Origin of the sequence: Streptacidiphilus sp. MAP12-16 (genome assembly GCF_041262165.1) — a bacterium.
Taxonomy (GTDB): Bacteria; Actinomycetota; Actinomycetes; order Streptomycetales; family Streptomycetaceae; genus Streptacidiphilus.
The window spans coordinates 1-13,413 of record NZ_JBGCBY010000006.1; the positions used below are offsets into that span (position 1 = coordinate 1).

A 13,413-nucleotide genomic window follows, 5' to 3' on the forward strand; every position below is an offset into this window, starting at 1 on the left:
GGGGTGGGGGGGTGGGGGGGGGGGGGGGCCCCCGCCCCCACCCCCCGGGGGGGGGGGGGGGGGGGGGCCGGGGCCCCCCCGGGGGGGGGGGGGCGCCCCCCCGGGGCGGGCCCCCCCCCCACCACGGTGCGGAGTTGCGCGGAAGCCGCCACGCCCTCGGAAGCTGCTGCGGGACTACCCGCTGACGCTCGCCGTGCCCGTCTCGATGTGGCCGACAAGGCGGCGGGACCAGGACGCGTCGAGGTCGACGGTCACGGTGAAGTCGTACCAGCCGTTGCTGTAGGCGACCGCGTTGAAGTAGTCCGAGGCGCTGCCGCCGGCCGGAACCCGGTAGGTCCAGGGGCCGTCGGTGCGGTAGTTGGTCGAGGTGATGGTGAACGTGGCCGTGGTCGAGACGGAGTTGGTCATGGCGAGCCAGACGGCAGCCTTGCCGGTGTCGGGTGCAGGCGCGTAGGAGCTGGTCGCTTCGACGCTCCTGCCCGCGGCGGTGGCGTCCCCCGTGAAGTGGCGCAGGAAGCGGTTGGGGCCGACCAGGGTGAGGTCGTACTTGCCCGAGCCGTAGCCGCTGCCGATGTTGAAGTAGTCGATCGCCGTGCCGTCCTGGCCGGTGCCGGCGTTGTACGGGGCGACGGTGTACTGCCAGGGGCCGCCGGAGCGGAAGGCGTTGGCGTAGACCGAGAAGTGTGCGGCGCTGGTCGCGTGCGCTCCCTGGTTGGCCATCTTGATCCAGAGCAGGGTCTTCCCGTTGGCGTCGAACTCAAGGTGGTCGACGAAGCCGTTGGGCTGGTACGGCAGGGCCCGCGCGGGCCTGGTGCCGGCCTCCTGGGTCGGCAGCGCATTGGTGGTCGGCCCGGGGTTGGGCATCACGTTGCAGGCGGACTGCCCGATCACCTTGCTCGTCGCGGGCAGCGAGGGGAGACCGTACACCGGTGAGGTGAAGTCGAAGGCGCTGGTGAGGTCGCCACAGACTTCGCGGCGCCAGCTGCTGATGCTGTTGCACGCCGCCGGGGTGCCCAGCGCTGCGGTCCAGGTCTCCAGGAAGCGGATCACGGAGGTGTGGTCAAAAACCTGCGAGTCGACCCAGCCGCCCCGGGTCCAGGGCGACACGATCACCATGGGGACGCGGAAGCCGAGCCCGAGCGGCGTCCCGTTGAGGAACTCAGCAGCGGTGCCCGCGGGCGGTACCGGCGGCGGGACGTGGTCGAAGAAGCCGTCGTTCTCGTCGTAGTTGAGGAACAGCACGGTGGAGTCAAAGACCGACGAGTCGGCGGCCAGCGCCTGCAGCACCAGATTGACGAAGTGCGCGCCGTCGGCGGGCGGGGCGTCCGGGTGCTCGGAGAACGCCTGGTTGGCGACGACCCAGGAGACCTGCGGCAGGGTGCCGTTCTGCGCGTCCTGCCTGATCGCTGCGGTGATGTCGTCCGGGGTCGAGCCGGTGCTCGGCACCGAGGACATGCCGCGCTGGTGCAGTGGACTGCTGCTGGCGGCGTTGGCGAACTGGCTGAAGTAGGCGAGGCCGTTGTCGCCGAAGTTGTCCGAGGCGTTCTGGTAGACCTTCCAGCTCACCCCGGCGTTCTGCAGCGCCTCCGCATAGGTCTGCCAGCTGAGCCCGGATTCCGAGCCGCCGTCCGAGGCCGGGCCTCCGGCGGTGCCGGCCGGGTCGATCATCCCGCCCCAGAGGTAGGTGCGGTTGGGGCCGGTCGCGCTGAGAATGGAGCAGTGGTAGGCGTCGCAGACGGTGTAGGCGTCGGCGAGCGCGTAGTGGAAGGGGATGTCGCTGCGGTTGAGATAGCCCATGGTCCGGTTGGAGCCCTTGGCGGAGACCCAACTGTCCATCTTCCCGCCGTTCCAGGCGGAGTGCTGGGTGCTCCAACCGTGGTCGAGCGAGCCGTCGCACTGGGCCAGCGTCTCCGCGCTCACACCGAAGTACCAGGTGTTGTTGGCGCTCAGCTGCCAGGGGAACTGGCGGCCCGATCCGTTGGGCTGGTCGAACACCGTGTAGCCGCCGGACACGGAGATCGCGGAGCGGTCGGCGAAGCCCCGGACACCCTTCAGGCTGCCGAAGTAGTGGTCGAAGCTGCGGTTCTCCTGCATCAGCACGACGACGTGCTTGACGTCGGTGATCGTCCCGGTGCCGGCGGCGGCGGCCCTCGGCGCGGAGCCCGGAAGGGCTTCGAGACCGAGTGCGGCGCCGAGTGCGGCGGCGGAGCCGAGAAAGGTACGGCGGGTGACGGGCGCCACGGAGTCCTCCGGATCTGAGAGACAGGCTCGATCGGGACTATGGGGCCGAAAGGTGTCCTGAGCCCCCGACAAAGGTGGCAGGGACATGAAGTCAAGCCCACAACTGGACTGGACTCGTTATCAAAACGACATCAGTCGAGGATCCGCGCGCGCTTCTGATGTGACCGGTTCCGAGGATGCGGAGGACGTTCCGGGTCGGCGAACGACTGTGCCTGGCAGGTCCATTGACCGCCAACTGACATTGGACTATACCTAGCGCTCGTATGGTCTATACCATCATGCCGCTGTGACGTGCTCCGACATGTAGTGCCCATGACGAGGAGAGCCCGTGTCGCCCGCTTTCTCCACTTTCTCCGCCTTCTCCGCTTCCGCTGGCAGAGCCGGCCGCCGCCGCGCGTTGACTGCTGCGACCGCTGCGGCCTGCGCTGTCACGCTGCTGGCGGCCACGCCCAGCAGCGCGCAGGGGCTCGGTCAGAACTCCGACCGTCCCGGACAGTCCCAGAAGCAACTGGTCGGCTACTTCACCCAGTGGGGCATCTACTCCGGATTCTTCGAGAAGAACCTGATCAGCTCCGGAGAGATCAAGCACCTCACCGAGCTCGACTACGCGTTCAGCAACATCGCTACCGACGGAACCTGTTCCAGCGGCGACAGTTGGGCGGACTACCAGCGGCCGTTCGCGGCGAGCGAGTCGGTCACCGGCCAGGCGGACGCGGCGGGGCAGGCCCTGCTCGGGAACTTCAACCAGCTGCGTGAACTCAAGGCAGCCAACCCCAAGCTGAAGATCGTGATGTCGATCGGCGGCTGGTCCTGGTCGAGCCACTTCTCCGGTCTCGCGGCTACGGCCGCCGGACGGCAGAAGTTCGTCGCCTCCTGCGTGGACCAGTACCTCAAGGGCAACATCGCGGGCCTGCCGGCCGGCGCTGCGGCCGGGGTCTTCGACGGCTTCGCGGTCGACTGGGAGTACCCGGGCGCGCCCGGCAACAACAACCCGTTCGGCCCTCAGGACACCCCGGACTTCACCGCGCTTATGGCGGAGTTCCGCACCCAGCTCGACGCGGCCGCGCCCACGGGGCAGCGCTACCTGCTGACCGCCAACACCTCGGCGAACCCCACTGTGGCGGCCAATCTGGAGCTCGACAAGATCGCCAAGGTCGTCGACTGGTTCAACGTCATGACCTTCGACTACCACGGCAGTTGGGAGCCCGCCGGGCCGACGGACTTCGCCTCGGCGCTGTTCCAGGACCCGCGCGACCCCAACCCGGCCAACAATCGGTACAGCGTGACCCAGGCCGTCGACTACTACGAGCAGCACGGCGTGAAGTCGTCCCAGATCTCGCTGTCCATCCCGTACTACGCGCACGAGTGGACCGGCGTCGCACCCGGCCCGCACGGCGACGGACTGTTCCAGACGGCGACGGCGGGCGGTGGCACGCCCAACTACAACCAGGTCGTGAACGCACCGGGCAAGACCTACTTCGACCCGCTGTCCGCCGAGCCGTACAAGTACGACGCGGCTTCCGGCACGTTCTACACCTACGACAGCCCGGCCTCGGTGTGGATCAAGGGCCAGTACATCCGCGCGGCCGCCCTGCGCGGCACGATGGTGTGGTCCCTGGACGGCGACACCTCCGACGGCCAACTGACCGCCGCCCTGGGTGCGGGCCTGAACGGGCACTGACCACCGCGCCACGGCGCATCGGGGCCGGGCCATCCCTCGGGACGGCCCGGCCTCCGGCGTCGTCCCGGCGTCGTGCCCGGCGCCGGGGCGGCCTCCGGTCCGGGTGCGGTCAGGCCAGGACCTTCGCTTTGGCCTGCTGGAACTCGGCGTCGGTGATCGCGCCCTTCTCCTTCAGGTCCGCGAGCTTGGCCAGCTCGTCGACGTGGCTGCCGCTGCCACTGGGACCCGCGGCCTGCCGGACGTAGGCCTGGAACGCCTTGTCCTGCTGCTGGGCCTGCGCGAGGTCGCGCTGGCCCATGTCCCTGCCGTGAACGATCACGTACACGAGGACGCCCAGGAATGGCACGACGATGATCAGGATCAGCCATGCGGCCTTGCTCCAGCCGCTCGAGTCGTGGTTGCGGAAGATGTCCATGATGATCTTGAACAGCAGGAACAGCCACACGATCCACAGGAAGAACTCGAGCATGGTCCAGAACACGCTGAGCAGTGGGTAGTTCATCGTCCCGCTCCTGTCGCTCACGCCACGCTGCCGGCCTCACGTCACCAGGGCGCAAGCCCTTCGCGCGGCGGCACGCCGTACAAGCTAGTCATATCACCACAAATCGGACAGCGCGCCTCGACCGCGCGCTCATCGCGGTGCGGCGAGGTACTCCTGGGCCAGGCGCTTGGGCGCGCGGGCGAGCCATGCCTCAACGATGAGCTCGTCCAGTTCCGCGACGTCGATCCGCTCGAGAAGGACCAGTACCGCCGGGTAGCCGTCGAAGTGCGGGGTGGTGAAGAAGACGTTCGGGTCCTCGGCCAGAAGAGCCAGCTTCACGCCGACGTCGGCCACGCGGGCGCCCAGGATCGGACCGTTCGGTGCCTTGTCTCCGAGGGCTTCCAGGTCGGCCCGCCGCAGTGGGCGTTCCCAGACAAAGCCCTTGTCCTTGACCCGCCACTCGGCGGTTCCGCGCGAGGACCGTTCGCTCGTCCCAGGCAGCGCCAGCGCGATCCGGCGCACGTCGTTCCAGGTGGCCACGGGCAACACGCTAGCCCGCCCTGCCTGGAACGGCGCGAGGTCGAGGTCGGGTCAGGCGGGCAGGCTCCATTTCTGGTTGGCGCCGCCGGTGCAGTCCCAGATCTCCACCTGGGTGCCCGGCGTGGTGGACCACCCGGTGTCGTCCAGGCACTTGTTCGACTGCGGGTTGTAGAAGGATCCGTTGGACTGCGGTATCCAGACCTGCGAGCCTGTGTTGTTGCAGTCGTAGAGGTCGACCAGTGTGCCGTTCGCGGTGCCCCCCGCGTTGACGTCCAGACACTTGCCCAGGACGTGCAGGGTCGTGCCGGCCTGGACGAAGGTCCACTGCTGCGCGGCGGTGCCGTTGCAGGTGTAGACCTGGATGGGGTTGTAGTTGGCGGTGCTGGCCGAGCGGTCGTCCAGGCAGAGGCCGCCGTAGCCGGTGATCGCGCCACCCGAACCGGTGCCGCCGCCCCCGCCCCCGCCGGTGGTCGTGTACGCGGCGACGTAGCCGACGCTCATCGTCGCGCCGGAGCTGGTGGACGAGGTCGGCGTGGTGCAGCCGCACACCCCGTTGGGGAAGCCGCCGCCGATGGCCAGGTCGAAGATGATGGACAGGTTGTGGTCGAAGGCCTGCTGCCAGGTGGAGGCGCCGACCTGGCTCTCGCTCACGCTGAAGTACTGGTTGCCGTCCAGGTACCAGGTGATGGACTCGGCGGAGGTGTTCGTCCGGTCGAGGATCATCGAGTAGGTGTGGTAGCCGGTCTGGCATCCGGAGCAGGCCTGCAGACCGCTACCGATGCCGTTGCCCTCGTTGCACACGCCGCCCGGGTAGGTGCCGCAGTGGATCGTTCCCGCGACCTGCGAGCGGGCGTTGACGTCCTCCATGATGTCGATCTCGCCGTTCTCGGGCCACTGCCCCGGGCCGAGCATCCAGAACGCCGGCCAGTACCCCAGGCCGCTGCCCGGGTTCGGTTGCATGATCGACGCCGTGACCTCCAGCTTGCCTCCGGCCGGCGCGCCGACGTTCGCGCTGGGCGTCTGGATGCGGCCGGAGGTCCAGTTGCCGCCGCTCTGGAGTGCGGTGATGTCCAGATGGCCGTTGCCGTCCAGGTGGACATTGGCCGTCGAGTTGGTCATCGTCTCGATCTCGCCGGTCCCGAAGTTCGACCCGGGGCCGGTGTCGTAGATCCAGTTTGAAGCAGACGGCGCGCTTCCGGCTGCGCCGCTGAAGCCGTCGCTGAACACGGTGGTCCACCCGGACGGCGGCCCGGGCACGGTCACGGCGCTGGCGCCCGGCGGGAACGCCGCGAACGCGACGAGCAGTCCTGCTGTCGCCAGCAGCGCGGCCCGGCGGAAGCGCCGGCCGAGTCTGCGGGCGAACCGCCGGGTGGGTGGGGTCTCCGTTGCACGGGTCATCTACGGCTCCCAGAGCTCGGGTGGAGCGGGGCGGGGCGGGGGGGCAGCAGGGGGCTCCGGACGACCGCGCGGTCGATCGGCGAGGTGCGGCTCCGGGACTTCTCTGCGCTCTCCCGGGCACTATTGCCCTTGGCATGAACATGGGTCAAGAGTTGTGCACACCAAGCTTTTCGCACCGCCCGTGCCTTCAGAAGGTGAAGGCACGGGCCCATGGCCGGGTCGCCGTCGCCGATATGGTCTGGACCAGCGGCGAAGCAGTCAGTAGTACCCCTTCGCGCCGTCGAGATGCTCCCGGATGGCATCCATGTGTCCAGCGTGCCGGGCGGTCTCCTCGATCATGTGGAATAGGATCCACCGCAGTGTCGCGGCAGCCGCAGGGAAGTCCGGGTGCTTGCCCACGTCATCCAGGGAACCGGCCGTGATGATCTCCGTCGACACCGCGCACTGCCGGTCGTACTCCTCGAGGAGCTGTGCGAGTGGGACGCCCTCGACCCTCATGTCGGCGTCCTCGGGCCCTTCCTCGAATTGAGGCCCTTCCGCCGGTCGGCCCAGCAGCACGACCTCGAACCAGAGGTGTTCGACCCAGCGCATGTGGGAGACGAGACCGGCCATCGTCATATGGGGCGAAGTCGGAAGGAGGGAACGATGGGCATCCGCGTCGGACAGGCCCTCGCACTTCCACTGGATGACCGCGCGCTGCATGTCGAGCCAGCCGATGAGTTGCGTGCGCTCGTCGGCGCCGTAGGCAGGGCGATTGCGGGGAGGAGTCATGCCTGCGGACGCTACTTGAGGCCACGTCAGATCGCACGCTGATTTCGGCTCGCTGAAGTCCCCGCTACCCGACACGTCGGCCGGGGCCGTCCCCGTCCTTCAACCGACTTCTGACACTTCCTGAAGCAGCCCGTAGACGAAGCGGGCCCGCCGGAGGCGCACTCCTCCGCTTTCCTCGGGGAGGGCGAACTGGCTGACCCAGCGGTTCGGCGCATCCGCCGACAGGTGCCTGACGTCAGGGAACAGCTGCTCCAGATCGCTGACCACGTACTTCCAGGGAGCGAGATCGCCGGTCACGGGCACGGCCGGCGGACGCGTTCCCGGCGCCCGCACCAGCCATTCCTGCCAGACTCCGCCGTCGGGACCCTCGACTGCCTCGAAGCGCAGGTCGGGCCACAGCGGCAGGAACCAGTGGTGCAGCCGGCAGGTGAGGTCGCCCGCGCGCTGTTCGCGGACCGACGCCTGCGGCCCGAGCACCGCGACGTAGCGGGCCACCCCGCGCGGTGCGGTCTTCGACCGCACAAAGCGTTGCCAGCCGGCGTTGACCTGGCGCATCGCCGTCGCCGATACGCCGAGCCTGGTGCGCGCCCGCTCCACGAGGACCGGTTGAAAGTCCGCCATCCGCCGCAGAAGCACCAGTTGGAACTCCTCCACACCGAACGCCAGCGTCACGGGATCAGGATCTCATGTACCAGCGATCATCGAGGACGCGCTGGCGTTGGCTGGGGGTGAGCTCGCTGGTGGGGTCGGCGATGGCAGCCTGGATAGTCAAGCTGCGGGATGCGTCGGAAGTTGGCGTGGCGGGATACTGATCAGTCATCCCGGGCGGCGCTGATGATGGGCCGGTGCCGCGTTCGGCGCCGAGGTCGCCGTCTTCCAATGGGGTTGGGGCAAGGACCTCCTGGGCATCGAACCGACCCAGACCCTCAGTCCTGCCAGTCATCCTGCTGGCGATCATGTTCGGGCTGTCCAGTGACTACGAGGGCTTCGTCGTCTCCCGCATCAAGGAGCAGTTCGCCAAGGCCGGCGACGCACGCAGGGCGGTCGTACTGGGCACCGGGCAGTCCGCCCGCGTTGTGAGCGCGGCCGCGCTGATCATGGCGTCGATCTTCGTGTCGTTCATCTTCTCGCCCGAACCGACCGTCAAGGAGATCGGCTTCAGCTTCGCCGTCGGAGTGCTGGTTGACGCCTTCGTCGTCCGCCTCACCCTGGTCCCCGCCGCCATGGCCATCCTCGGCGCCAAGGCCTGGTACCACCCCCGCTGGTTCTCCCGCTACGTCCCGGACCCCGACATCGAAGGCGAACACCTCGACGACAAGCTCGACGACAAGCCCGGCGACAGCAAGCACCACCTCACCAACGTCTGACCACTCGCGAGTCAGGTGGCGTGGACCGGAGTCGATCAGGAGAACGCCCGCCACCTGACCCCGAGGCAGGGGCGCGGAACTACCAGGAGCAGACCTTCACCTGTGCGGCCGGTGTCCGCGATGCCCACGCCCACGATGAGTTCGACCAGGCCTTCCCGGTTCGGCGGGCATCGAGTCGAGGCTCCTAGTCTCGCGATTCGGCGAGGGTGTCGAGGAGCCGCTTGAGCGGGGTGCCGAGGCCCCAGCGTTCGGCGAGGTCTTCCAGGGTCACGGGGTCCAGGGGTTCGCGAGGGAGGGCGGGGTCGAAGGCGGGGAGGGGGACGTCGGTGGCGACGCTGACGACCTTGGGGGCGACGGCGAGGTAGTCGGTGCCCTCGATCAGGCGCTTTCGCTGGGCGGGCGTGAGTTTGCTGTCCGGGTCGACCGCTGCGGCCTGGATGTCTGCGAGGGTGCCGTATTCGGAGATCAGCTTCGCGGCAGTTTTCTCGCCGATGCCGACGACGCCGGGCAGACCGTCGCTGGGGTCGCCGCGCAGCACCGCGAAGTCGACGTACTGGGCGCCGGTCACCCCGTACTTCTCGACCAGCAGCGCATCGTCCGTGATCTGCAGCGAGCCCACTCCCTTGATCGGGTAGAGCACCTGCACACCCCGGGCGTCGTCCACCAGCTGGAAGAGGTCCCTGTCGCCCGTGACGATCTTGACGCGTGGTTGGTAATCTGCGGCCTCCCGGTCGCCGGTGACCACGTCCACCGGGCGGATGGCGTGGGTGGCCAGCGTGCCGATGACGTCGTCCGCCTCGTAGCCCGGCGCGCCGACCCGGGCGATGCCGAGGGCGTCCAACACCGCCTCGATGACCGGGACCTGCGGGGACAGGGTGTCGGGGATCTCCTCAGCGCCCTCCACCTCGCTCTGCGCGGCGAGCCGGTGGGTCTTGTAGGTGGGGATGAGGTCCACCCGCCACTGCGGGCGCCAGTCGGCGTCCCAGCAGGCCACCAGATGGTCGGGGGAGTGGTCCTGAACGAGTCGGGTGATGAACTCCAGCAGCCCACGCACGGCGTTGACGGGTCGGCCGTCGGGGGAGCGGACCGAGTCCGGCACGCCGAAGTAGGCGCGGAAGTACAGGCTGGCCGTGTCCAGGAGCATCAGCCGGGGGGTGGTCTTGGAGGCGGGGGCGGGTGCGGGTGCCGTCATGCGACGCATCATGCCGCACGGGTACGACAACGAGCCCGAACCTCGTTGCTTGACAGCGCGTCGGACGCGCTCCAAGCTAAAGGGACTTACATTGTGAAATGCTTTGACTTCGGGAGGGCCGCATGCCCTGGACAGCAGCCGACGTACCTGACCAGACGGGCCGGGTCGCGCTCGTCACCGGGGCCAACACCGGTCTCGGCCTGGAGACCGCGGCGGTGCTCGCCGGGCGCGGTGCGACCGTCGTCCTCGCCTGCCGCGACCCGGAGAAGGCCAAGGCGGCCGCCGAGCGCATCGGCGGGCGGACCGAGCTCCTCGCGCTGGACCTGGCCTCGCTCGCCTCGGTACGCGAGGCGGCCGAAGAGGTGCGGCAGCGTTTCGAACGCCTTGACCTGCTCATCAACAACGCCGGTGTGATGATCCCGCCGCACCAGCGCACCGCCGACGGCTTCGAGCTGCAACTCGGCACCAACCACCTGGGCCACTTCGCGCTCACCGGACTGCTGCTCGACCGCCTTCGCGACGTCCCCGGCTCGCGCGTCGTGGTCGTCGCGAGCATGGCCCACCGGCAGGCCCGGAACGGCATCAACTTCGACGACCTGCAGTGGGAGCGCCGCTACAGCAGGATGGGGGCCTACGCGCAGTCCAAGCTGGCCAACCTGATGTTCATGTACGAGCTTCAGCGCCGGCTCGCCGCGGCCGAGGCCGAGACCGTCGCGCTCGCTGCCCACCCGGGCTTCTCCACGACCGATCTCACCCGGTACGTTCCCGCACCGCTCCGACCGTTCAACACCCTCCTCGCGGCTCCCTTCGGCCAGCCCGCCGACCGCGGTGCGCTGCCCACACTGCGCGCCGCCACCGACCCGCTGGCGATGGGCGCGCACTACTACGGTCCTGACGGTCCGTTCGAGATGCGTGGCTGGCCTGTGCTCAAGGCGTCCAGCGCCGCCGCCCACGACGAGTCGGCGCAGCAGCGCCTGTGGACCATCTCCGAGGAGCTCACGGGGGTGCGCTACGCATAGGCTGCCCGGTATGCGGGGTGGAACGAAGAAGCGCGGCTATCACCATGGCGACCTGCGGGCCGCGCTGATCGACACCGCCATCGATCTGATCGGCGAGAAGGGCGTCGGCGCGTTCTCGCTCGCCGAGGCGGGCCGGCGGCTCGGCGTCACGGTGGCCGCGCCGTACCGCCACTTCGCCGACCGCGAGGCACTGCTCGCCGCCGCGGCGGAGCGAGGCGCGGGCGAGCTCGCGGAGACGCTGGAGCAGGTGCCCGGCGACCTGGCCCCGGCGCAGCGGCTGGCCCTGGGCGCCGGCGCCTACGTCCGTTTCGCGGCCGAGCACCGGGCGCTGTTCGAGACGCTGTTCTCGGCCGGCCTCGACAAGAGCCGCCATCCGGATCTGGAGCAGGCGACCACCCGCGCCGAGGTCGCTTTGCTGCCCTCGGCGATCGCGCTCTGCGAGGGCGACCCCGAGGCCGCGGCGACGCTGATGCACGCCATCGCCACCGCCGCCCACGGGCATGCCGCGCTGCTCCTGGACGGCGGCTTCTGCGGCGACGCCTCCACGGTCGACCGCACCGTCGCCCGGGCCGTGGCGGTCACGCACGCGCTGGTCCTGGGGCGATCGGCGCTCAGCGGTAATTCGGGCGACAGTGTCGGTGGTGCGTTCTAGGCTGAACATCGTCCAGGTGCGAAGGCGACGGATACTTCTCTCTCAAAGAAACAAGCCGTCGCCGTTTGTCGACCTCTGGACGTATGACGCACCTCCCGGTGCGCAGACTGCGGATACTTCGGGTTCGATTCCTGACCGGTCCACCCCTGGGCCGGTCGCCCCACTCAGGCGGGGCAGTCCATCCGTCGTCGCCCTGACCTCGGGAGGCGTAGGCATCGGTGCGCCCGGTGCGAAGGCAGCGGATACTTCACTGGATCCAAGGGTTGCGGGTTCGAGTCCCGCACGCCGCCGCAGGCGGCGTTAGCTCAATGCGGACAGAGCATTGGAACAAGACACCGCCGCCGGTCAGTACGATCTCGGGCGCACCTTCCTCCTCGCCTCCCCCCACTCGTACCAACACTCCGTCAATCACCGTGACTCGGGGGGAGTCGACCCATGTCCAAGTTCAACCGCTCCGCCGCAGGCGGTGCCGCCACCACGGCGACCCGCACCTATGAGGGCGGGGCCGCCTTCACCCGCGACGCCCGGGCCGACCTGGTGCTCCTCGCCGTGGTCAACATGGTCGGCGAGGACACCTTCTACGAGTCCGCCAGGGATCGAGATGACCGCTTCCGCGCCCTGGTCCGGACGGTCGCCGTCGCTGACCCGGTCTGGCTGCAGCGCTTCCTGACCTGGCTGCGCGGCGAGGCGAACATGCGCTCCGCCGCCCTGGTCGCCGCCGCCGAGGCGGTCGCCGCCCGCCTGGTCGAGGGACGGCACGGCGGCAACCGCGAGTTGGTCGACGCCGTCTGCCTGCGCGCCGACGAGCCCGGCGAGCTGCTCGCGTACTGGACTGCCCAGTACGGCCGTGCCGTCCCGAAGCCCGTCAAGCGCGGTCTAGCCGACGCCGTCGCCCGCCTCTACAACGAGCGCTCGCTGCTCAAGTACGACGGCGACAGCCGCGGTTACCGCTTCGGCGATGTGCTGGAGCTGGTGCACGCGGCCCCGGATGCGGACAAGCCGTGGCAGGGCCCGCTGTTCAAGTACGCCATCGACCGCCGCCACGGCCGTGGCGAGGACCTGCCCGACGCGCTCGCCGTGCTTCGGTCCCGTGCCGCGCTGATGGCGCTGCCGGTCGGGGAGCGCCGGGCCGTGCTGCGCCGCGAGGACGCGGGTGAGGTGCTGCGCGCGGCCGGGATGACCTGGGAGGCGCTGGCCGGCTGGCTGCAGGGTCCGATGGACGCCGAGGCATGGCAGGCCGTGCTGCCGTCGATGGGCTACATGGCCAAGCTGCGGAATCTGCGCAACTTTGACCAGGCCGGGATCCCGGACGAGGTCGCAGAGCAGATCGCGGCGGAACTCGCCGACCCTGAGCGGGTCGCGACGTCCCGTCAGTTCCCGTTCCGCTTCCTGTCCGCCTACCGGGCCGCCCCCTCGCTGCGATGGGGCCACGCCCTGGACCGGGCGTTGGCCGCGTCCACCGCGAACATCCCGGAGCTGCCGGGACGCACCCTGGTGCTGGTCGACACCTCCGGCTCCATGCAGGGCCAGGTGTCGTCCCGGTCGACGATCCGTCATGTCGACGTCGGCGCGCTGTTCGGAGTGGCGCTGGCGTGCAAGGGCGCCCAGGTGGACCTGGTCGGCTTCGCGAGCGGCCACTTCCAGCACCGGCTCACCGGCGGCGGCTCGGTGCTGAAGACCGTGGACTCCTTCTGCGCCCGGATCGGCGAGGTCGGCCACGGCACCGAGACCGTGGCCGCCCTGCAGGCGAGCTACCGGGGCCAGGACCGGGTGGTCATCGTCTCCGACATGCAGGCGTTCGCCGCGTGGGGCGCCCGGCGCGAGCTGAGCGTTTCCGAGGCGGTTCCCGCGGAGGTGCCCGTCTTCGGCGTCAACACCACGGGGTACGCGCCTGCGGCCGTCGACGGCGCTCGGCCCAACCGCTACGAGATCGGCGGGTTCAGCGACAAGCTGTTCACCCTGGTGGGACTGCTCTCCACGGGAGGGAGCGCGGTCGCGCCCTGGGAGGGGTAGGCGGTGGACGGGCGGCCGACGCGGGAGGGGCGGCCGACGGCGGAATCCGTGGCGGTGG

General features: G+C 69.6%; 12 protein-coding genes. 5 read left to right on the top strand and 7 right to left on the bottom strand.

From position 1 onward, the window contains the following. Positions 1-174: 174 nt before the first annotated feature. Positions 175-2,241, bottom strand: coding sequence for a phosphocholine-specific phospholipase C (locus ABIA33_RS09050; protein ID WP_370079091.1), 2,067 nt, complete (start codon positions 2,239-2,241; stop codon positions 175-177). Positions 2,242-2,569: 328 nt separating this feature from the next. Between ABIA33_RS09050 and ABIA33_RS09055 the strand changes: the two genes are divergently transcribed. Continuing rightward, positions 2,570-3,922: a glycoside hydrolase family 18 protein gene (locus tag ABIA33_RS09055; RefSeq protein WP_370079093.1), complete on the top strand. Its 1,353-nt coding sequence runs from the start codon at positions 2,570-2,572 to the stop codon at positions 3,920-3,922. 109 nt (positions 3,923-4,031) lie between these two features. On the opposite strand, the gene ABIA33_RS09060 is transcribed toward ABIA33_RS09055, so the two are convergent. From ABIA33_RS09060 to ABIA33_RS09080, 5 genes are all read right to left on the bottom strand, one after another. Further along, positions 4,032-4,424 carry an SHOCT domain-containing protein gene (locus ABIA33_RS09060; RefSeq protein WP_370079095.1) on the bottom strand — a complete coding sequence of 131 codons (393 nt, stop codon included), beginning with the start codon at positions 4,422-4,424 and terminating at the stop codon, positions 4,032-4,034. Between the two features lie 129 nt (positions 4,425-4,553). Further along, on the bottom strand, positions 4,554-4,943 hold the full coding sequence (locus ABIA33_RS09065) for an MmcQ/YjbR family DNA-binding protein (RefSeq protein ID WP_370079097.1): 390 nt from the start codon (positions 4,941-4,943) through the stop codon (positions 4,554-4,556). A 51-nt stretch (positions 4,944-4,994) separates the two neighbouring features. Next, positions 4,995-6,341, bottom strand: a complete 1,347-nt coding sequence (locus ABIA33_RS09070; protein WP_370079099.1) for a ricin-type beta-trefoil lectin domain protein — start codon at positions 6,339-6,341, stop codon at positions 4,995-4,997. Positions 6,342-6,599: 258 nt separating this feature from the next. Next, positions 6,600-7,112, bottom strand: coding sequence for a DinB family protein (locus tag ABIA33_RS09075; protein WP_370079101.1), 513 nt, complete (start codon positions 7,110-7,112; stop codon positions 6,600-6,602). Positions 7,113-7,211: 99 nt separating this feature from the next. Then, positions 7,212-7,784, bottom strand: a complete 573-nt coding sequence (locus ABIA33_RS09080) for a hypothetical protein (RefSeq protein WP_370079103.1) — start codon at positions 7,782-7,784, stop codon at positions 7,212-7,214. 284 nt (positions 7,785-8,068) lie between these two features. Between ABIA33_RS09080 and ABIA33_RS09085 the strand changes: the two genes are divergently transcribed. Next, positions 8,069-8,479, top strand: coding sequence for an MMPL family transporter (locus ABIA33_RS09085; protein ID WP_370079105.1), 411 nt, complete (start codon positions 8,069-8,071; stop codon positions 8,477-8,479). A gap of 184 nt (positions 8,480-8,663) precedes the next feature. On the opposite strand, the gene ABIA33_RS09090 is transcribed toward ABIA33_RS09085, so the two are convergent. Then, a complete protein-coding gene (locus ABIA33_RS09090) occupies positions 8,664-9,671 on the bottom strand; it encodes a 5'-3' exonuclease H3TH domain-containing protein (protein WP_370079107.1) in 1,008 nt (335 codons plus the stop codon). A gap of 122 nt (positions 9,672-9,793) precedes the next feature. Between ABIA33_RS09090 and ABIA33_RS09095 the strand changes: the two genes are divergently transcribed. From ABIA33_RS09095 to ABIA33_RS09105, 3 genes are all read left to right on the top strand, one after another. Continuing rightward, positions 9,794-10,690: an oxidoreductase gene (locus tag ABIA33_RS09095; protein ID WP_370079109.1), complete on the top strand. Its 897-nt coding sequence runs from the start codon at positions 9,794-9,796 to the stop codon at positions 10,688-10,690. 10 nt (positions 10,691-10,700) lie between these two features. Next, entirely contained in the window at positions 10,701-11,342 is a 642-nt protein-coding gene (locus ABIA33_RS09100; protein ID WP_370079111.1) for a TetR/AcrR family transcriptional regulator, read from the top strand. Positions 11,343-11,777: 435 nt separating this feature from the next. Beyond that, positions 11,778-13,355, top strand: a complete 1,578-nt coding sequence (locus ABIA33_RS09105) for a TROVE domain-containing protein (protein WP_370079113.1) — start codon at positions 11,778-11,780, stop codon at positions 13,353-13,355. Positions 13,356-13,413: the final 58 nt, after the last annotated feature.